Consider the following 19,380-nt stretch of genomic DNA (forward strand, 5'->3'; position numbering starts at 1 on the left):
TACTAAAGGTAATCATATTGAATATTCCTTCGGGGTCGGGTGAAATTCCCAACCGGCGGTGATGAAGCAAAAGCTTCTTAGTCCGTGACCCGGTTAACGTAAAAGTTAAGCGGTGGATCTGGTGCAAATCCAGAGCCGACAGTAAAGTCTGGATGGGAGAAGGAAAAAAGTTCTGGTTTAGCCAAGGGAGAAGTCTACCCTTTTTTAAGCCCTATTTTCTTATTGCCTTTTCCAAGGACCCTGAAGTGCGTCATCTCTTCAGGGTCTTTTTTTATTCATTTATGAGTTTTTGCAAAAAAAAGGGAAGGAGGGAAAAACTATGTTTACCGGTATTATTGAAGAATTAGGAGTGGTAGAAAATATTCAGCGAAGTGGTGAATCTTTTGTACTTTCCATTTCAGCCCAAAAAATTCTAGATGATGTCCACCTTGGTGATAGTATTGCTGTAAATGGAGTCTGTCTAACAGTTACTAGCTTCTCAGGTAAGCATTTTACGGTAGATGTTATGCCTGAAACCGTAAAAGCCTCCAGCTTACGTTCGCTCAAACGTGGTGCAAAGGTGAATCTCGAAAGAGCGATGGCTGCAGGAGGCAGGTTTGGTGGCCATTTCGTTTCAGGTCATATTGATGGAACAGGCGTCATTAAAAGTAAAAAGCAGGTTGAAAATGCAATTTACTATGAAATTGAAGCCTCACCAGACATATTAAGGTATGTAATCGAAAGAGGTTCAATTGCCGTAGACGGGACAAGCCTGACTGTATTTGGAGTTACAGATGAAACATTTACTTTATCACTTATCCCCCATACATTATCTGAAAGTATTATTGGTCTTAAGGAATCCGGTGATATTGTCAATTTAGAATGCGACATGATTGGAAAGTATGTTGGACATTTTATTACGAGCAGTTATAGTAACAAGAAGAGTCCAGCAGGTATTAGTGCGAGTTTTTTAGAAGAGAATGGTTTTCTTTAGGTATATAAAAACCGTTTTAGAAAGGGGAGATTAGCATTGTTTGATAAAATTGAAGAAGCATTGAATGATTTAAAAGAAGGTAAAGTCATCATTGTTTGTGATGACGAGGATCGAGAAAATGAAGGTGATTTTATCTCTTTAGCTGAAAAAGCTACACCTGAGGTAATCAATCTAATGGCTACGCATGGAAGAGGATTAATTTGCGTTCCTATTGATGAGGAATTAGCGCAGAGGTTAGAACTTTTTCCAATGGTTACAGTTAATACAGATGTACATGGTACGGCGTTTACAGTCAGTGTTGACCATAAATATTCAACCACAGGAATTTCTGCCTTTGAGCGTTCCGCCACCGTATTAAGCATGCTTGACCCGGAATCAAAGCCGTCTGATTTCAAGCGACCAGGTCATATTTTCCCTTTAGTGGCCAAAAAAGGCGGGGTTTTGAGAAGGACAGGACACACCGAAGCAGCAGTGGATTTAGCGAGACTTTGCGGTGCTAAGCCTGCTGGCGTCATTTGTGAAATCATGAATGAGGATGGAACAATGGCACGTGTGCCCCAGCTGCGGAAAATTGCCGATGAGCTTAATGTGAAAATGATTACCATTAAAGATTTGATTGAATACCGCAATAAAAAAGACAAGCTGGTTAAACGAGAAGTGGAAATAAATTTACCAACGGAATTTGGACAGTTTAAGGCAGCAGGGTATTCGAACGTTATCGATGGAAAAGAACATTTAGCGTTAATAAAAGGTGAAATAAATCCTGAAGAACCGATCCTTGTTCGAGTGCACTCTGAGTGTTTAACTGGCGATGTGTTTGGTTCGTACCAATGTCAGTGTAGACCACAATTACATGCTGCCTTAACACAAATTGAACAAGAAGGTAATGGTGTACTTTTATATATTCGTCAGGGTGGCAGCGGTTTATTAAATAAATTGCGGGATGATAGTCATAACACCTTTGGCGGAAATGAAAAGAATACGATTGGAGAAGAACTAAGGGAATTTGGAATAGGTGCCCAAATATTAAAAGATTTAGGGATAAGAAAAATGAAATTGTTAACCAATAACACACGAAAAATCAAAGGTATTAAAGGATACGATCTTGAAATCGTAGAAACCGTTCCATTGCAAATGGAAATACTAGATGAAAAGGTTAAATAAAACATATTGGAGGGCTTAAGATGAGTAATTTTTATGAAGGTAATTTAGTAGGCTCAGGTTTAAAAATCGGTGTGGTTGTCGGACGTTTTAACGAGTTTATTACGAGCAAATTGCTAAGCGGTGCACAGGATGCTTTAAAAAGACATGGGGTAAGTGAAGAAGATGTGGACATTGCATGGGTGCCTGGTGCATTTGAAATTCCGTTGATTGCTCAAAAAATGGCTACTAGTAAAAAGTATGATGCTGTTATTACATTAGGTACCGTAATTCGCGGCTCCACTCCACATTTTGACTATGTATGCAATGAAGTAGCCAAGGGTGTTTCAAAAATTAATCTCGATAGCGGCATCCCGGTTATTTTTGGAGTATTAACAACCGATTCGATTGAACAAGCAATTGAGCGTGCAGGAACTAAGGCTGGTAATAAGGGATGGGACGTAGCTGCGGGAGCTATAGAAATGGCAAATTTAATCCGAAATATGGAATAATAAGATTATTTTTGAAGAATTTTGTGGAAAATGATACATTTTGAATTTTTATTCGATATAATAGGTCTATCATAAAAATATTTGAAGAATAGGTGCTTAAAATCTTTTTCTTAAAGATTTTTAGCTTAAAAGGGAAGTTTGGTTAAAAGCCAACGCGGTCCCGCCACTGTAAATGGGAGCAACCTACAATATGTCACTGTCAATTTGATGGGAAGACGTAGGAAGCTATGACCATGAGCCAGGAAACCTGCCTAATTCTTGTGCCCCAAAAAACCTACGAGGATAGGGAGGTGTGGACGACTAGAGTCATTTTTTATAATGGAATCTAATCAAACCAACATCTCTACGTTATTGTAGAGATGTTTTTTTGTTTTTTGGGTGCAGGCTTTTTTATGATGTATTTTGACTTAAAGTCATTTAGGGGGAAGAAAATTGAAAAAATTATCATCATTATTACTTATTCTTTTGTTAACAATAGGTGCTTTAGCAGCATGCGGTGAACAGAAAGAAACTATAAAGGATGAAGCTAACAGCAGCACTGAGCAAAAAGAAGAAGAAACTGCCTTTCCAGTAACCATTAAAGATGCATTAGATAATGAGGTTACCATTGAGGCAAAGCCAGAAAAAATCGTTTCTGTTATACCGAGTAACACAGAGATTGCTTTTTCCTTAGGACTTAATGAAGAAATTGTAGGCGTATCTAATTTTGACAACTATCCTGATGAAGCAGCATCAAAAGAAAAAATTGGTGATATGGAACTAAATATCGAAAAAATTATTTCGTTACAACCCAATCTAGTATTGGCACATGAATCAACTGCTGATAATGGGAAAGAGGGACTTCAACAGCTTAGAGATGCTGGAATTGCCGTATTAATTATTAATGACGCTCTTAATTTTGAAGAGGTGTATGACACAATCAACGTGATTGGAAAAGCTACAGGTGAAACAAAGGCAGCGGAGGATTTAATTAAAGGGATGCAGGATAAATTAGCTGAAATTAAAGCCAAGGCGGGCGAAATAAAGGAAAAGAAAAAGGTGTTTGTAGAGGTATCTCCTGCTCCGGAAGTGTTTACAACGGGAAAAAACACATTTATGGATGAAATGATTAGTTTGATTAATGCTGAAAATATTGCAAACGATCAAGAAGGCTGGGTTAAAATGGATCAAGAATCAATCATTGATCGAAACCCGGATGTCATCATTACTACATATGGTTTTTATACGGAAAATGCGACAGATTTAGTGTTAGGTAGACAAGGCTGGGAAAATGTCAATGCCATTAAGAATAAGCAAGTTATCGATGTAGATTCTGACACTGTAACACGATCAGGTCCAAGGATTGTAGAAGGAGTAGAGGAACTTGCCAAGGCTGTCTATCCGGAAGTTTTTAAATAATAAAGCATTAGCCTATTTGATAGCGGGAAGCTTCTTGCTCCTTTCAATTTTATTAGGAATATCGATAGGAACCGTTTCGGTTCCTATCTTTACCATTATCCAAATCATCATATCGAAGCTATTTGGCTTTATTTCACTAGATCAAATTGACCCTATGTTTTCGAGTATCGTTTTAAACATTCGTTTACCACGAGTAATATTGGCTGGTTTAGTAGGAGCATCTCTCGCCATTGCAGGAGCAGCTTTTCAAGGTCTATTAAGGAACCCATTAGCGGATCCCTATACGTTAGGCGTATCATCAGGTGCGTCCGTTGGAGCGGTACTCACTTTGTTTTTTAACCTATCAATCCCTATTATCGGAAGTTTCACGCTGCCATTACTCAGCATTTTATTTTCATGGGTCACAATCTTTTTAGTACTGGCTTTCGCCCAGAAAATAGAACGCTCAATGAGGGTGGAAACGATTATCTTGACGGGAATCATCTTTAGTTCCTTTCTCGGTGCGATTATTTCACTCATGATTGCTTTAACGGGTGATGAGCTTAGACAGATTATTGGCTGGCTCTTAGGAAGTGTATCGATGAGAGGCTGGGAATACATAAAAATTATTTTTCCTTTTTTTGTAATAGGATCAATCATCCTTATATTTAATGCAAAAGAATTAAATGCAATGTCCTTTGGTGAAGAACGTGCCCAACATTTAGGTGTAAATGTTCAAAAAAGAAAACTGATGATTTTAACTGCAGGATCGATATTAACCGGAGCCGCGGTTGCGGTTTCAGGAACGATTGGTTTTGTGGGGCTGGTGATTCCACATCTTTCTCGATTATTATGGGGTCCCGATCATAGGCACCTGCTTCCACTATCAATCATTACGGGAAGTGGATTTTTAATTTTAGCAGATTTAATCTCAAGAACAATTATTTCCCCAACTGAGCTGCCAATTGGAGTCATTACGGCTTTATTTGGTGCCCCAGTATTTGCATTAATTCTGTTACAGAGAAAAAGAACTGAAAGGAGGGGATAAAGGATGCTTAGGGTTCAAGATGTTTCAGGCGGATATTCAGATGAATCTGTACTGAAGGATATCTCCTTTGAAGTTGAAACAGGTGAGTTATTCGGGATATTGGGACCGAATGGAAGCGGCAAAACAACCTTGTTAAAAATGATTAGTGGAATCCTGCCGATTGCTAGAGGTGATATTTATATTAAAGAGAAAAGGCTTCAGGAATATAATTCTAAACAACTTGCACAAATCGTAGCGGTTTTATCACAGCATTCACAGCAATCCTTTTCCTATACCGTTAAAGAAACCGTTTCACTTGGTCGTTATGCCCATCAATCAGGCTGGTTTCAGACCTGGGGAGAAATGGATGAAAGTATCGTACAGCGTGTAATGAAGCAGACGGGTATCGCTTCCTTCCAAAATAAAAGTATTCAAGAGTTATCTGGTGGTGAAAAACAAAGGGTATTTCTAGCGCAAGCACTTGCTCAAGAACCTGAAATTCTCCTTTTAGATGAACCAACAAACCATTTAGATTTATCTTATCAAAAAGAATTGCTGGACTTATTAAAAAATTGGACAACAGAAACAGGTTTGACGGTCTTATCTATTTTTCATGATTTAAATCTTGCAGGCTTATATTGTGATCGCTTGCTACTCCTTGAAAACGGAAGTATTAATATCAACCATATTCCGAATGAAGTGCTTAGGGAAGAAAGAATACGAGACGTCTATCATACTGATATTAAGAAGCATCCTCATCCAAGGGTAGCTGCCCCTCAAATGGTGTTACTACCCGAAGAGAAGCAGGAAAAGAAAAAAGTACAAATCGATGAAAAGGTGATGCGAAGGACCAATGAATTTATCGAGTTAAAAGCACCTTCACATTTAAGGACGATGTCTTCTGGAGTTATTGGATCGGGAACTGGCTGGCATCATACGTTTGTTAATCGCCATGTTGATAAGAATTATAACTGCAGCGATCATCGTAAGGAAATGGCAGACTTTTTAAAAGAAAAGGGTTTTGAGCCTTCTGAGACAGTTGGTATGATGACGGCAGTCGTCCTCGAAGATGTTTCCTATAAGCACATCGAAGGGGAGGGATTTTCAGTTTTTGTTGTTGTAACTGCTGGTGTTGGTAACGCCATTGACTCTTCTAAGGGTGAACAGCATTCCTATGAACAGGTGCCTGGCACCATCAATACCTGGATATTCGTTAATGGAGAGTTAACAGAGGAAGCATTTATTCAATCTATTATGACTGCTACCGAAGCAAAAGCGAAAGCGCTCCATGATTTAAAAGTGATGGACGCGGTGACAGGCACCATTGCTTCGGGTACTTCAACGGATAGTATTTTAATTGCCGCTACACAGGCTGGAGAAATTCTAGAGTATGCGGGAACGATTACTCCTTTAGGAAAACTCATTGGAAAAGCCGTATACGAGTGCACGGCTGAGGGAATCCGGAAATCTCAAAAAAGGAAATTCGTATGATTGTCTATCATTTACTTGCCATAACCATAGCATATTTCATTGATAAGCTAGTAGGAGATCCCCCTCATTGGCCACATCCTGTTAGATGGATAGGATCGTTGATTTCATTCTTTGAAAAAGAGTTAAACCATGGAAAAAATAAAATGATAAAAGGGGTTTTCATGCTCCTTTTTGTGTTATTGATCGTATTTTCCATAGTAACTTTACTAGTAATAATTAGTTATCGAATTCATCCTATTGCAGGGATTGGGGTTGAAAGTATTATTATAGCAACAACTATCGCCCAAAAAAGTTTAAAGGAAGCTTCGCTTGATGTCTATCGCCCCTTAGAATTAGGCGACTTGGCAGGAGCTAGAATAAAACTATCATACATTGTTGGCAGAGATACAGAAACATTAAATGAAGGTGAAATTGCACGAGGAGCTATCGAGACGGTGGCTGAAAATACTAGCGACGGGGTGACAGCACCCTTGTTTTGGGCGCTAATTGGGGGTGCACCGCTGGCAATGGTTTATCGGGCAACGAATACCTGTGATTCAATGGTAGGATATGTGAATGATAGATATAAAGATTTCGGCTGGGCTTCTGCTAAATGGGATGATGTAATGAATTGGATTCCAAGCAGGGTTACGGGAATCCTTATGCTGATCGGGACAAAGCCTATCAAAATGGAGTATCGACGGGCGTGGGTGATATTGTTCCGAGATGCCAAGAAGCATCCGAGTCCAAACAGCGGCTGGGGTGAAGCAGCGGTGGCTGCCATTTTAGGGATTCAGCTTGGCGGCATCAATTATTACAAAGGAATACTTTCAAATCGGGCAAAGATGGGGGAGCCTCTTTACCCCATTCAAGCAGGTCATATTTTATTGGCTAATAAAATCTTGGATAAAACAGTCTTTTTATTTTTGCTGTTTTTATGGATAGGAGGGATGATTCTTGAAATGGCCTTCACATGGTTCAAATCCGCAGCACCTTTTTAAGTCGATGGGACTTTCGCTCCCAGAAAAGTATATAGATTTTAGTGCAAATATTAATCCAATAGGTCCGCCCCCTGTTTTAAAAGAGAAATGGAATGATTTCTTTCAGGAAATTACCGTGTATCCAGACCCATTTGCTGAAAAACTTAAGAATAGGATTGCTGAAAGTGAAGAAATTTCTGATGATTCCATCTTAATTGGGAATGGAGGAGCGGAACTCATTACCCTTGTGGCTAGGTTCCTTCAAGGTAAAAAGGTCATCGTGGCGGAACCAACTTTTTCTGAATATGAAAAGGCTTGTCGGGCTAATCTTTGTGAGATTCAGTATTATCAAATGAAAGAGCCGGATTTTGCGCTAAATATGGAAGAGTTACTCCCAAGCTTACCAAATGCAGATGCTTTATTCTTATGTAATCCAAATAATCCCACGGGTATTCAATATTCTGTATCAACTATACTTTCAATGATTGAGGAATGTGAAAAACAAAATTGCTTCGTGATTTTAGATGAAGCTTTCTATGATTTTTTAATAGATTATCACTCTTTTATCCCTTACATAAATAGGTTTTCGAATTTAATCATCATCCGTTCGATGACAAAGATGTATGCAATCCCTGGACTCCGTTTAGGATATTTGGCTGCAACTTCTGAAATAATTGCTTTACTTAGTAATTTGCAGCCACATTGGAGTATCAATACCATTGCCTTAATGGCGGGAGAACTTTGTCTGCAGAATAAAGATTTTATTAAAGAGACTCGAAGTTATATATGGGAAGAACGGGAGCGGTTATCTACATTTTTTTATAAGAATAATTTTGAGATTACTCCTTCTCAAGTTAATTTTTATTTGTTACGAGATCCCTTTCGGAAGGATCAGTATAGCTTTTTTGAATTTCTTTTACATAAAGGAATCATTCCTCGTCATACGTTTAATTTTCCTGGGCTGGAAGGGAATTGGCTTCGCTTTGCAATAAAAAGTAAGGAAGAAAATAGTAAATTAATGGAGGTGTTGCTGGAATGGCGGCAGCTTCATTAATCTTTATTTCTGGCGGGGTTAGGAGCGGGAAAAGCAGCTTTGCTGAAAAAACAGCACTAGAGCTCGCAAAGGAAAATGGTGGTAAATTAAACTATTTGGCAACAGGAGTGGCTTCCGATCCAGAAATGAAGGAACGAATTGCAAAGCACCAGAGTGACCGAGAGATAGGGGAATTCCAATGGAGAACGGTCGAACAGTCTCAAAATATTAGCGAGATTGCTGATTTTTTTTACGACGAAGATATTATTTTACTCGATTGTGTTACGACTCTCTTAAATAATGAACTGTTTTCTGCAAACCAAAAATGGGATGAGTCTTTTTTTACACAAATAATGGAAACGATTATAACAGGGATAAATGACATACGTGACAGAGCAAAGGTTTTAATTGTGGTTAGTAATGAAGTTTTCTATGAGTCCATGGCCGAAAATGAACTGGTATTTTCATATGGACGAATTCTTGGGAAGATTCATCAGCAATTGGTGATGGCTGCTAATCAAGCATTTTTAGTGGAAGCGGGAATTGCAATCAACATGAAGGGAGTTAGGATATGAAAGGAGTTATGATCCAAGGAACCGCATCCGATGTTGGGAAAAGCCTCATTGTGACAGCACTCTGCCGGATGTTTGCCAATGATGGAGTAAAAGTAGTTCCCTTCAAATCTCAAAATATGTCCAATAACTCGTTTGTGACAAAAGACGGAAAAGAAATTGGCAGGGCACAAGGAATCCAGGCGGAAGCCGCAAAAATTGAGGCAACAGTATGGATGAATCCGATATTATTAAAGCCCCGCTCGAATCAGGATTCTGAGATTGTTTATTTAGGTAAGTCGTTGAAAACTCTTTCTGGAAGAGGGTATCGGGATGATTTTTACGAAAAGGGTCTTGATGTAATTAAGAAGTCTCTTCAACACCTATCAAGTGAATCTGAACTATTGGTAATAGAAGGAGCAGGAAGCCCGGTTGAAATCAATCTTAAGGATAGAGAGCTTGTGAATATGAAGGTGGCAGAGCTGGCGGATGTTCCTGTGATACTAGTAGCGGATATTGACAGGGGCGGAGTTTTTGCCAGTATTGTTGGCACTCTTGAGCTTCTGGAACCAAAGGAAAGGCAGAGAGTTGCGGGCGTTATTATTAATAAATTCCGCGGAGATGTCAGCTTATTTGAAGATGGCATACATTGGTTGGAAAAGAAAACAGGTATTCCCGTTTTAGGTGTTCTGCCATACGTAGAGAATCATATGATCGATGGAGAAGATTCCTTGTCATTAAATAATCAATTTTTCAGCAGGAAAAAGGGGAATCTGGATATTGCTGTCATCCATCTTCCGTTTGTTTCGAACTATAGTGATCTGGAACCTTTTTTATATGAAGAGGATGTTTCGATTCGCTGGGTCAACCATGCTTCCGAATTTGGAAATCCCGACGCAGTAATTATTCCAGGGACAAAGAGTACAATCAATGATTTGAATACTTTAAGAGAAAGACAATTAGATTTTTTGATTCAAAAACATATAGAACATGGCGGCTATGTTGTAGGTATATGTGGAGGATATCAAATTCTCGGTGAAGAAATTATCGATGAAATGGGTTCGGATACTGGGATACCCAACAAAAGCGTGGCAGGACTGGGATGGATTCCAGGCAGAACCATTTTTTATGATGAAAAAGAAACTGTGAGAGCTGCAGGAGTCTACCACGAAAATACAGGTTTGATCACAAATGGAAAGCTTGAAGGGTATGAAATTCATTTAGGGAAGACATTACTACATCAGCAAGGCTGTTCATTTCTAGTGCTTGAGAATGGAAAAGAAGAAGGGTATTACGGCAAAAATGGTCAAATTATTGGAACGTATCTACATCATCTTTTTCATAATGATGAATGGAGAAATCATTGGTTAAACATGATTCGAAAAAGCAAAGGCTTGCAAAGTAAAAAAACCATTTATATAAGTGAGTACAAAGATAAAAGATATGATGAAATTGCGGGAAAAATGAAAGCACATCTAAATTTAGAACAGCTAAATGACATCATCCATAAGTGGTGCTCAAAATGAAATTTCTAAAAGGATTCTTACTGGACCTGCAGTTTTTTACTGCCATTCCCATACGTTTTGAATTACCAATGGATAAACCTCATCTAAAAAGTGCTGTTCAAGCCTTCCCTTTAGTAGGACTTCTTCAAGGGGGGATATACTTCTCGCTTTTTTATGTTTTTACACAATATACGCCTTTTTCCACACTTGCCGTAGCATTCCTACTTTGGTTAATGACGATTCTATTAACTGGCGGAATCCACTTGGATGGCTGGATGGATGCAAGCGATGCTTATTTTTCATACGACAATCAGTCGAAAAGGCTTGAAATTATGAAGGATCCAAGAACGGGAGCTTTTGGTGTAATCTCGGTTATTGTATTGTTAAGCAGCCGGTTTCTCTTTATTTATGAGATTACCGAAAATGTACAAGTAGTTTCATATTGGATGATTGCAGCTATCCCATTTTTGAGTAAAAGTGTCATGGGTATACTGCTGTTAACCGTGAAGTCTGCTAAAAATGAAGGATTAGGTGCTTTATTCCAAAGTGCCGCTACCAAAAAGGTATTATGGATATATCCCATTTATCTTGCTGTTATTCTTGCGCTCATGACGTTTGTTGGTAACGGGTTCATGCTGCTTTCGATTTTAATCATGAGTGCCTTTATTAGTTTGTTAGTATGTCGCCGAGGAGCAATAAAGTGGTTCGGTGGAATTACCGGGGATGTTTTAGGTGCTGCCGTTGAAGGGACTGAATTATTTCTATGGATGACACTGTGGTTATTGCATTATTTCGCCATGGCCTAACAGAGGAGAATAAACGGAAAGCCTATTTAGGATGGAACGATTCTCCTTTATGTGAAGTGTCTGTGAATCTGAGCACAGGCAGCATGTACGATTTCTATTTTTCAAGTGATTTGCCAAGATGTATAACGACAGCAAATATCCTTTTTCCAAATAATGATTTGAATCTGTTACCTCATTTAAGAGAAATGAATTTTGGTCTATGGGAAGGAAAAACCTATCAAGACTTAAAAGAACTCCCTCAGTATCAACGATGGCTTTCGGATCCAGTATCTTATTGTCCGCCAGGGGGAGAGTCATATTCGGAATTCACGCATAGGGTTCAAAATGGATGGGAAAAGATGACGCAAGAGATTCTTTCACGTGGTGTCGGAACATGTGCCATCATTACACATGGCGGGGTGATTAGATATTTATTAACCGAATTTGCACCTCAACCTCGTGATTTTTGGTCGTGGCAGGTACCACATCACCAAGGATTTGAACTTGTTTTTAATAGAGAAGCCTTAAGGAGGGGTGATCGTTGCACTTTATTACGGGAGGTGCCTTTAACGGCAAAAGAGCATGGGTAAAGAAGACGTACGGTTTAACTGGCAGATGGCTTTCAGCATATCAAGAAACACCTCTGACAGAAGGCTTTACCCATTTAAATAGCAATCTTCTAGTATTAGAAGGTATTGAAATTTGGTTGAAAGAGTTAGCGGAAAACTACGACTCTACCAGATGTCGTGAAATCTGGAATCACACCGTTAACAATTGGCTTATTTGGGAAAAAGAAAAGCCACAGCGCCAACTAGTAGTAATTGGGACAGACATTACTAAAGGAATTGTGCCGATTGAGAAAGAAAATAGATTATGGCGGGATGTAACAGGATGGGCGTACCAAGATCTTGCTGCTAAAGCAGATAAAGTAGATGTCATTTGGTATGGATTAAATCAAACAATCAAACAAACGGGGGATGAGAAGCAATGAAGCTTTATACGAGAACTGGAGACAAGGGAAAAACAAGCATTATCGGCGGCAGGGTCGACAAGGATGATATTCGAGTGGAAGCTTATGGAACAGTGGATGAAGTAAACTGTTTTGTCGGTCAGGTTATGACGGAGCTAGATGAGGTAGTCTTTAAGGATGTTTTAGCGGATCTTGAGAAAATCCAGCATGAATTATTTGATTGTGGCGGGGATCTTGCCAATATTTCCGATAAAGTTGAGTATAAGCTGGAGAAAGAAACGATTGATTACCTAGAAAAGAGAATTGATGAATACATTCAAGAAGCTCCTGAGCTCGAGAGGTTTATTTTGCCTGGGGGAACCAAGCCTTCTGCCTCGATTCATATTGCCAGAACGGTGACAAGAAGAGCAGAGCGATTAGTTGTAACTTTAATGAAGAATGATGAAAAAACTTCTGAATTAGCATTGAAATATTTAAATCGTCTTTCCGATTATTTCTTTGCTTTAGCAAGGGTGGTAAATTACCGACTCAATGTAAAAGACGTGGAATATGTTCGAAGTGCAAAAGTATTCAGGGATGGGAAACGTAAAGATGAAAAGTAGAATGCTCATTTTACTGGCATTGTTTTCCGCACTATCTGCAGTTGGAGCTGCGATAAAAATTCCAGCAATCGTAGGCAGTGTAGCTTTTGATGTTTTTCCTGCTTTACTTGCAGCGGCCTTGTTAGGGAGTGGTGCAGGAGCCATTGTAGGTGCGTTTGGGCATTTGTTATCTGCTTTAAACTCAGGTTTTCCATTAGGACCCATGCATGTATTAATAGCAATCGAAATGGCCCTGCTTGTCTTTATTTTTGGTATTCTTTATAAGAAGAATAAAAAAGGCACTGCTAGTATATTATTTATTCTTATGAATGCAATTGCTGCCCCATTGCCGTTTATTTTTATTATGAATAAAGCTTTTTATGTTGCATTAGTTCCATCACTTTTACTAGGATCAATCATTAATACAGTCATCGCTTTAGTGGTGATTCCACGACTCAAAGCTTTGGTCAAACAAGATTTGATTGAAAAAGATGTAAAAATATGAGGGATATCATCACCATCCCGTTAACTAGTCACGAATCGCTTATTATTGCAAGTGATAATAGCGGCGGCATTGGAATGAAGGAAGAGGATTATGTACAGGTTTCCTATGAAACTGTTGCCTATTACTCATTTAGAGTAGCAGCAATGGAATGCATCGCTGCAGGAGGAGAGCCAGTTTCAGTTATTCTACATAATTTTTGTGGAGATGACTCATGGAGTGAGCTTGTAAATGGAGTTCAAAAAGGATTGGCAGAATTGAACCTAGGGGATATACCTATCACTGGCAGTACAGAGAGTAATTTTCAACTAAAACAATCTGCGATTGGCACAGTAGTAATAGGCAAAAAGTCTTTAGATAAAATAACAGAGAAGATTTTTTCAAATGACCTTACATTTGCCGTAATCGGTAAGCCTTTAGTTGGGAATGAAGTAATTGAATATGCGCACGAGGTTGTACCTTTATCGACTTTCAAGAAAGTCTCTAACCTACAAGATAGTATGATTTGGCCCGTCGGTTCAAAAGGAATCTTATATGAGTTGAATCAGATGTTTACAAATAAAGAATTTACGAAAGAAATGCTGCGTACGAGTTTTGATGTCTTAAAATCATCAGGACCGGCAACCTGCTTTATTATTGCCTTTGAACCAAATCAAGAAGAGGTAATAAAAAAAATAGCAGCTGCGTTTTACCATTCAATAACTATTAAATAGATAAGCACGCCATTACGGCGTGCTATTCTTTTAATCCTTGAATTTTTTGGATTATCGAATCAATGCCTTTTCCAATTGAAATCATCGTATCTTCAAAACCCTTTTTCCATACTGGAGCCTGTTCTTGAATTTTTTCACCAAGCTTTTGGGCATTTTGATTTAATTCTTCTTTGATTTTCTCTGCCTGTTCTTTTATCTCTTCTCTTGTCTGTGTTTTACCAGCTAATTGGTCATTAATCGAAACGACATCAAACGTTTCTCTTTGTATGTGAGGGATGGATGATTTCATGATTTCTTTGAAAATCGGGACAACATTCCCAGAACCGCTGCTTGGGAGATAATGCTGTCGATCGGTTTGGTCATATCCTATCCATATCGCTGCGACTAAATTAGGAGTGTAACCGACCATCCATTGATCCTTCGTTCCGGTTATATCATTAAAGGGAAGCTGGGTGGAACCTGTCTTCCCAGCTATCTGAACATCGGGAATCCGTGCGTTTTTGCCAGTACCAGATTCTACAACATTAAGAAGCATGGCTGTCATCTTATCGGCATTTTCCTTTGAAGTTACCTTTGTGGTTTCCGGTTCCCGCTCCGCAATGATATTTCCGGTAGGACCTACAATTTTTGTAATAAGATGGCTGTCTTGTCGCTTCCCGCCATTTGGAAATGCAGAGAATGCATTTGCTAATTGAAGAGGAGATATTCCTTTGCTCATTCCGCCTAATGCAATCGCAAGGTGTTTGTCCTCTTTTTCGACGGGCAATCCAAAGGATTTGAGCTTGTCTAATCCTTTCTCGAGACCAATCTCATTTAAGAGCCATACGGCTGGGACATTTAACGAATCCTCCAAAGCTTTATACATCTGAACCTTTCCCTGATAAGTTTTTGAGAAATTTGCAGGATTGTATTCCCCAAAGGAGGTAGGTTCATCAACAAGCTCGGAGTTGAATGTATAGCCGTCTTCAAGAGCTGGTGTATAGACTGCGAGCGGCTTAATCGTTGAACCAGGCTGAGCCTTTAATTGGGTAGCTCGGTTAAAGCCTCTAAACACATGTTCACCCCGGCCGCCAACAAGAGCGAGAACACCTCCAGAAGAGGGTTCCATAAGAACAGAACCGGTTTCAATCATGCGATCTCCAGAACTTTTCGGAAAAAGGAATTTATTATTATTTACCTTTTCGAGTTCGGCCTGCAGGTTTTGGTCTAATTCGGTATATATTCGGTAACCTCTGGTTAAAATTTCTTCCTGTGTTAATCCGTACTTATTGATTGCTTCGTTTAGGACCGCATCCACATAATAAGGATATTTACGCTCAACAAAACTTCCGCTGCCGCTATTAATCTGGATTTTTTCATCCTTAGCATCTGTGTATTGTGCCTTCGTAATCATCCCAAGCTCATTCATCTTGCTAAGAACGACATTTCTGCGTTTCATTGCAACATCATAGTTTTTTGTTGGGTCAAGGTAATTGGGTGATTGTAATAGCCCTGCAAGTAAGGCAGCCTCACTAATGGTCACATCGGTAATTGGTTTATTAAAATATCTTTTTGATGCATTACTGATTCCCCATGCACCACTGCCAAAGTAAACTTGATTTAAGTACATTTGTAGAATTTCTTCTTTTTTATATACCTTTTCAATCTTAACTGCTAAAAATAACTCCTCAGCTTTTCGTTTATAGGTTTGTTCAGGTGAGAGTAAAGCATTTTTCGCTAATTGCTGTGTAAGCGTACTGCCGCCGCCAGTAATCTCTCCCGCAAATAAATTGTTGAATAAAGCCCTCATAATGCCTTTAATATCAAATCCTTTATGCTCATAAAAGCGCTCATCTTCAATGGCAACCACTGCACCAGGAACATATTTCGGGAGCACTTCAATCTCTATCCCTCCAGTCCGATTGGTCGCTACATTTGTTGCCACACTTTCATTACGATCATAAATGACAGTCGGTTGACTTAAACCTTCCTTTAATGTCTGAACATTGGCTCTTGTTGCAAGCCAGCCGAAATAAACAATGGTTGTGAGGATGACAATCAAAATAACTAATAATAATAGCTGTGTTATATGCTTCTTTTTCCAGAAACGGACTATCATTTCCCAATAGGGACGTAATTTCTCCATTTGGTCTCCTTTCCTTCAAAAGGGAATTTGCTTAATTCATTATAAATTTATTATCAGAAAAACACCAATCATTGCATTTTTTGGAGAATGACAAAAATTTTTAAATGGCCATAGTGGGTGAATAGAGAAATATAAATAAGATTTTGTGATAGTAGCGGACAACCATTTTCGGTCCAAGCATATGTTAGTAGAAAGACATCTAAACAAAAGGAAAGGGATGGGGAAATGATTAACTGGAAGGTCCGTTTTAAAAATAAAAGCTGGGTTATGGCTTTTGTTGCACAGTTAATGATTGTTGCACAAATGCTTTTGGGAGGGTTAAATGCATTAGGAATTACAGATTTTCAACTTTCAGATGCCATTCAGCAATCCATTTTAACGTTTGTTAATGCATTATTTATTTTACTTTCAATGATGGGGCTTGTTCAAGATCCAACAACAAAAGGTATGAGCGACAGCGCACGAGCAAAAACCTACAAAGAACCAAACTAATATTGAAACAAAAACAGCATAGCTTCCCTTATTTAGGGAAGCTATGCTGTTTTATTGTTGAATATTGTAAATAAAAGGGGATTGAAATTTCCGAATTGTCCGAATGATAGACGGTATAATGAAGATGAGGTTATTAGACAATTAAGAAAGTATTAATCTAAAAAGGGGGTTCTTGCTATGTGGTATTGGATTGGTATGGCAGCATTTATTTACATCCTATTTATTATCCTTGAAGAGTCAATATATCTATTTTGGAATCGGTATGTTTACGGTCCAAAAGTAAGAAAAGCACGGCTATGGAATAATAGAATCATATTGGGAATTGCCTTTTTCATCCGGTTACAGGTAAAGGAAATACGACAAAAACCTTCACGTAAAGCAAGTTCCCATTAGTTGAAAATAAAAATAATAAAAAATTGCCTTTCCAACTGGAAAGGCAATTTTTTATGCTGTTCCTACTAAGAGGTTTTTTGTAACTGAGGGATCTTGTACGATTGGCAAGGTAATATGAACCGTGGTCCCGCAGCCAATCTCACTATCGAAATTGATATGACCATTATGGGATTGGACAATTTTATAGCTGACCGTTAAGCCTAAGCCTGTCCCTTTTTCCTTTGAGGAATAGAAGGGTTCTCCGATTTTTTCAAGTCGTTCCTTGGAAATTCCGCATCCATTATCTTTCACAGTAATCACTATTTTATCCTGCTCAATTTGATTAAGACTAATCGCAATTTTACTGTCATGATTGGAGGCTTCAATCGAATTTTTGATTAAATTAATAAATAATTGTTTTAACTGATTGGGCTCACACTCAAGAATAATATCCTCTTTTGGGAAATTAGACTCTATTTGTACATTATAAAGAGATGCTTCAACCGCTAATAACGAAATAACATCATTTAATATCCTTTGTATAGCTAGTTTTGTATATTTTAAATGCTGTGGTTTTGCTAATAACAAAAGTTCACCAACAATGTGGTTGATTCGATTTAACTCATCTAACATGATTTGGTAATAATCCTGGTGTTTATCATCTTCCATTTGCAATAACTGTACAAAACCCTTTAAGGAAGTGAGTGGATTCCTAATCTCATGAGCGACACTTGCCGATAGTTCACCGACTACAGATAATTTTTCTGTCCTATTTAACCGTTCTTCTGTTTGCCTTAGAGTCGTAATATCACGTCCGATAATGACTAAGCCTTCTCTAGTTCCATCTTCATGAAATAGTGGAACTTTAATCGTATCAAAAATTTTCGCTGTTCCATCTGGACGTGGTACGACCTCCTCACAGCGTGAGATAACACCCTTATTCCAAGTTTCCTCATCTGAGACCTCACAGTACCTGAGCGCATCTGCATAGAACTCAGTGTATTCTGCTAATTCGGAGTCTTTTTTACCAAGATAATCGACATTTTCAAGCTGAAATAATTTCAGTCCAAAGTTATTGGCCTTAATCCATCGACCTTCACCATCTTTAAAGTTTACAAAATCTACCATTGAGTTAATAAGGGTAGATAGACGTTTCTCTTGTTCCTTCGTAGAATCAAGCTCTTCTTTTTTTAGGATGAAAAAATAAAAAATTCCGCCAGTTACAAGAATATAGAAAATTTCTTTCCCTCGCTCAAAATAATTTATTAGGGGTGAAGGGATATAATGAATCAGTATATAATTACTTGCGTAAATCCAAATCAAGCTGGTAATTAAGTACAGGATTACTAATTGCGTTTTATTCATTTATTTCTCCTATCCTCTCTTGGAAGGAAAGTTTTCCTAGATTTTTACAAATGTTAAGACTCACATATATTATATTACTAAAGTTTAAGGAGTTTTGGAATATCTGAAAACAGGAAATCTACATAAATACAATAAAAAGGTTACAAATTGGTAACAACTTCTTTTAAAAGTGGTAACCGATGTGTAACCCTTTTTTATGGTAAAAAAAGTATGATTTACACGTAGATAAACATCGTACGTACTGTTAGAAGGTTAAACCTTTAGTAACAAGGGACGGGAGAGATGAAAAGTGGAAGCCATTTTTAATGATCTATATAAAAAATATCATTATGAACTTTTTAATTTTCTTTTTTATATGGTCCAGAGCAAGGAGCAGGCAGAGGACCTTGTCCAAGAAGTGTATATTCGTGTTTTAAAATCGTATCAGCATTTTAAGGGAGAAAGCAGTGAGAAAACGTGGCTGATAGCAATTGCACGAAATGTTGCGATTGATTTCTTTCGTAAACAAAAAGGATTGAATCAGCGAATGATAAACAAAGTAGAGATGATAGACCTGCCAATAAGGGATGAATCACCATTACCGGAAGAGATGGTTTTTCAATCAGAAGATAAGAAACTCATGTATCACTGTTTAGAGAAATGTACACTTGATCAAAAAAGTGTCATAATACTTCGCTATATTCAAGAATTGTCAATACTTGAGACAGCCCAGGTACTAGGCTGGAAGGAAAGTAAAGTGAAGACAACGCAGCACCGGGCCATTAAGCAATTAAAGGTCTATATGAATGAGAAATTGCGTCAGGATAAAGCGAGTTAATTTTTAATACTAACAATTTACTAAATATTCTAGAAAAAACTTTTCTAAGTTTTTACGGAGTTGTAAAATAATAGAAGGAGTGTATTTTAG

Annotated in this window: 21 protein-coding genes and 2 riboswitches; of the genes, 19 read left to right on the forward strand and 2 right to left on the reverse strand. The window is 38.2% G+C overall.

From position 1 onward, the window contains the following. The first annotated feature begins 21 nt into the window (after nucleotides 1–21). Nucleotides 22–168: riboswitch (FMN riboswitch) on the forward strand. A 151-nt stretch (nucleotides 169–319) separates the two neighbouring features. The 16 genes from ribE (at nucleotide 320) to M3189_RS04585 (ending at nucleotide 14,119) form a co-directional block, all read left to right on the forward strand. Then, the gene (gene ribE, locus M3189_RS04510) at nucleotides 320–973 is read left to right on the forward strand and encodes a riboflavin synthase (RefSeq protein ID WP_251632547.1); all 654 of its coding nucleotides are present in this window, start codon (nucleotides 320–322) and stop codon (nucleotides 971–973) included. Between the two features lie 36 nt (nucleotides 974–1,009). Further along, nucleotides 1,010–2,137 carry a 3,4-dihydroxy-2-butanone-4-phosphate synthase gene (gene ribB / locus M3189_RS04515; RefSeq protein ID WP_285889363.1) on the forward strand — a complete coding sequence of 376 codons (1,128 nt, stop codon included), beginning with the start codon at nucleotides 1,010–1,012 and terminating at the stop codon, nucleotides 2,135–2,137. A 20-nt stretch (nucleotides 2,138–2,157) separates the two neighbouring features. Continuing rightward, nucleotides 2,158–2,625, forward strand: coding sequence for a 6,7-dimethyl-8-ribityllumazine synthase (gene ribH / locus M3189_RS04520; RefSeq protein WP_251632548.1), 468 nt, complete (start codon nucleotides 2,158–2,160; stop codon nucleotides 2,623–2,625). Nucleotides 2,626–2,698: 73 nt separating this feature from the next. Beyond that, nucleotides 2,699–2,894: riboswitch (cobalamin riboswitch) on the forward strand. Nucleotides 2,895–3,057: 163 nt separating this feature from the next. Further along, nucleotides 3,058–4,023 (forward strand): ABC transporter substrate-binding protein, encoded by a 966-nt coding sequence (locus tag M3189_RS04525; protein ID WP_251632550.1) that lies wholly within the window; start codon nucleotides 3,058–3,060, stop codon nucleotides 4,021–4,023. Then, nucleotides 3,989–5,050: a FecCD family ABC transporter permease gene (locus tag M3189_RS04530; protein ID WP_251632552.1), complete on the forward strand. Its 1,062-nt coding sequence runs from the start codon at nucleotides 3,989–3,991 to the stop codon at nucleotides 5,048–5,050. The genes M3189_RS04525 and M3189_RS04530 overlap by 35 nt, the downstream gene beginning before the upstream one ends. Before the next feature lie 3 nt (nucleotides 5,051–5,053). Next, nucleotides 5,054–6,520, forward strand: coding sequence for an adenosylcobinamide amidohydrolase (locus M3189_RS04535; protein ID WP_251632554.1), 1,467 nt, complete (start codon nucleotides 5,054–5,056; stop codon nucleotides 6,518–6,520). Beyond that, nucleotides 6,517–7,500: an adenosylcobinamide-phosphate synthase CbiB gene (cbiB, locus tag M3189_RS04540; protein WP_251632556.1), complete on the forward strand. Its 984-nt coding sequence runs from the start codon at nucleotides 6,517–6,519 to the stop codon at nucleotides 7,498–7,500. Before M3189_RS04535 ends, cbiB begins: the two co-directional genes overlap by 4 nt. After that, complete coding sequence (gene cobD / locus M3189_RS04545; RefSeq protein ID WP_251632558.1) at nucleotides 7,457–8,533, forward strand: threonine-phosphate decarboxylase CobD; 1,077 nt, start codon at nucleotides 7,457–7,459, stop codon at nucleotides 8,531–8,533. Before cbiB ends, cobD begins: the two co-directional genes overlap by 44 nt. Continuing rightward, nucleotides 8,515–9,087 (forward strand): bifunctional adenosylcobinamide kinase/adenosylcobinamide-phosphate guanylyltransferase, encoded by a 573-nt coding sequence (locus tag M3189_RS04550; RefSeq protein WP_251632559.1) that lies wholly within the window; start codon nucleotides 8,515–8,517, stop codon nucleotides 9,085–9,087. Before cobD ends, M3189_RS04550 begins: the two co-directional genes overlap by 19 nt. Further along, nucleotides 9,084–10,589, forward strand: a complete 1,506-nt coding sequence (locus tag M3189_RS04555) for a cobyric acid synthase (protein ID WP_251632561.1) — start codon at nucleotides 9,084–9,086, stop codon at nucleotides 10,587–10,589. Before M3189_RS04550 ends, M3189_RS04555 begins: the two co-directional genes overlap by 4 nt. Then, a complete protein-coding gene (gene cobS / locus M3189_RS04560) occupies nucleotides 10,586–11,374 on the forward strand; it encodes an adenosylcobinamide-GDP ribazoletransferase (RefSeq protein ID WP_251632562.1) in 789 nt (262 codons plus the stop codon). The genes M3189_RS04555 and cobS overlap by 4 nt, the downstream gene beginning before the upstream one ends. Next, nucleotides 11,344–11,943: a histidine phosphatase family protein gene (locus tag M3189_RS04565; protein WP_251632564.1), complete on the forward strand. Its 600-nt coding sequence runs from the start codon at nucleotides 11,344–11,346 to the stop codon at nucleotides 11,941–11,943. Before cobS ends, M3189_RS04565 begins: the two co-directional genes overlap by 31 nt. Continuing rightward, entirely contained in the window at nucleotides 11,895–12,344 is a 450-nt protein-coding gene (locus M3189_RS04570) for a bifunctional adenosylcobinamide kinase/adenosylcobinamide-phosphate guanylyltransferase (protein ID WP_251632567.1), read from the forward strand. Before M3189_RS04565 ends, M3189_RS04570 begins: the two co-directional genes overlap by 49 nt. After that, nucleotides 12,341–12,925, forward strand: a complete 585-nt coding sequence (locus M3189_RS04575) for a cob(I)yrinic acid a,c-diamide adenosyltransferase (protein WP_251632584.1) — start codon at nucleotides 12,341–12,343, stop codon at nucleotides 12,923–12,925. Before M3189_RS04570 ends, M3189_RS04575 begins: the two co-directional genes overlap by 4 nt. Next, a complete protein-coding gene (locus tag M3189_RS04580; RefSeq protein ID WP_251632592.1) occupies nucleotides 12,915–13,409 on the forward strand; it encodes an ECF transporter S component in 495 nt (164 codons plus the stop codon). Before M3189_RS04575 ends, M3189_RS04580 begins: the two co-directional genes overlap by 11 nt. Then, the gene (locus M3189_RS04585; protein ID WP_251632594.1) at nucleotides 13,406–14,119 is read left to right on the forward strand and encodes an ATP-binding protein; all 714 of its coding nucleotides are present in this window, start codon (nucleotides 13,406–13,408) and stop codon (nucleotides 14,117–14,119) included. The genes M3189_RS04580 and M3189_RS04585 overlap by 4 nt, the downstream gene beginning before the upstream one ends. A gap of 22 nt (nucleotides 14,120–14,141) precedes the next feature. Here M3189_RS04585 and M3189_RS04590 read toward each other — a convergent pair whose 3' ends face one another. Beyond that, the gene (locus tag M3189_RS04590; RefSeq protein WP_251632596.1) at nucleotides 14,142–16,244 is read right to left on the reverse strand and encodes a PBP1A family penicillin-binding protein; all 2,103 of its coding nucleotides are present in this window, start codon (nucleotides 16,242–16,244) and stop codon (nucleotides 14,142–14,144) included. Nucleotides 16,245–16,469: 225 nt separating this feature from the next. Here M3189_RS04590 and M3189_RS04595 point away from each other — a divergent pair, with 225 nt between their 5' ends. Both M3189_RS04595 and M3189_RS04600 read left to right on the forward strand, forming a co-directional pair. Further along, nucleotides 16,470–16,736, forward strand: coding sequence for a phage holin (locus M3189_RS04595; RefSeq protein ID WP_251632598.1), 267 nt, complete (start codon nucleotides 16,470–16,472; stop codon nucleotides 16,734–16,736). A 177-nt stretch (nucleotides 16,737–16,913) separates the two neighbouring features. After that, nucleotides 16,914–17,129 carry a hypothetical protein gene (locus tag M3189_RS04600; RefSeq protein ID WP_251632600.1) on the forward strand — a complete coding sequence of 72 codons (216 nt, stop codon included), beginning with the start codon at nucleotides 16,914–16,916 and terminating at the stop codon, nucleotides 17,127–17,129. A gap of 51 nt (nucleotides 17,130–17,180) precedes the next feature. Here the strand turns inward: M3189_RS04600 and M3189_RS04605 are convergent, their stop codons facing one another. Further along, the gene (locus M3189_RS04605) at nucleotides 17,181–18,473 is read right to left on the reverse strand and encodes an ATP-binding protein (protein ID WP_251632602.1); all 1,293 of its coding nucleotides are present in this window, start codon (nucleotides 18,471–18,473) and stop codon (nucleotides 17,181–17,183) included. A gap of 289 nt (nucleotides 18,474–18,762) precedes the next feature. On the opposite strand from M3189_RS04605, the gene sigX reads away from it, so the two are divergent. Continuing rightward, a complete protein-coding gene (gene sigX / locus M3189_RS04610; RefSeq protein WP_251632604.1) occupies nucleotides 18,763–19,290 on the forward strand; it encodes an RNA polymerase sigma factor SigX in 528 nt (175 codons plus the stop codon). The last annotated feature ends 90 nt before the right edge of the window (nucleotides 19,291–19,380 follow it).

This window comes from Neobacillus niacini (assembly GCF_023715415.1).
Lineage (GTDB): Bacteria > Bacillota > Bacilli > Bacillales > Cytobacillaceae > Neobacillus > Neobacillus niacini_C.

Coding starts and splice junctions, on each gene's coding strand:
- ribE (WP_251632547.1), top strand. CDS start 320: ATGTTTACCGGTATTATTGAAGAATTAGGAGTGGTAGAAAATATTCAG.
- ribH (WP_251632548.1), top strand. CDS start 2,158: ATGAGTAATTTTTATGAAGGTAATTTAGTAGGCTCAGGTTTAAAAATC.
- M3189_RS04535 (WP_251632554.1), top strand. CDS start 5,054: ATGCTTAGGGTTCAAGATGTTTCAGGCGGATATTCAGATGAATCTGTA.
- cbiB (WP_251632556.1), top strand. CDS start 6,517: ATGATTGTCTATCATTTACTTGCCATAACCATAGCATATTTCATTGAT.
- M3189_RS04550 (WP_251632559.1), top strand. CDS start 8,515: ATGGCGGCAGCTTCATTAATCTTTATTTCTGGCGGGGTTAGGAGCGGG.
- M3189_RS04555 (WP_251632561.1), top strand. CDS start 9,084: ATGAAAGGAGTTATGATCCAAGGAACCGCATCCGATGTTGGGAAAAGC.
- cobS (WP_251632562.1), top strand. CDS start 10,586: ATGAAATTTCTAAAAGGATTCTTACTGGACCTGCAGTTTTTTACTGCC.
- M3189_RS04575 (WP_251632584.1), top strand. CDS start 12,341: ATGAAGCTTTATACGAGAACTGGAGACAAGGGAAAAACAAGCATTATC.
- M3189_RS04580 (WP_251632592.1), top strand. CDS start 12,915: ATGAAAAGTAGAATGCTCATTTTACTGGCATTGTTTTCCGCACTATCT.
- M3189_RS04585 (WP_251632594.1), top strand. CDS start 13,406: ATGAGGGATATCATCACCATCCCGTTAACTAGTCACGAATCGCTTATT.
- M3189_RS04590 (WP_251632596.1), bottom strand. CDS start 16,244: ATGGAGAAATTACGTCCCTATTGGGAAATGATAGTCCGTTTCTGGAAA.
- M3189_RS04595 (WP_251632598.1), top strand. CDS start 16,470: ATGATTAACTGGAAGGTCCGTTTTAAAAATAAAAGCTGGGTTATGGCT.
- M3189_RS04600 (WP_251632600.1), top strand. CDS start 16,914: ATGTGGTATTGGATTGGTATGGCAGCATTTATTTACATCCTATTTATT.
- M3189_RS04605 (WP_251632602.1), bottom strand. CDS start 18,473: ATGAATAAAACGCAATTAGTAATCCTGTACTTAATTACCAGCTTGATT.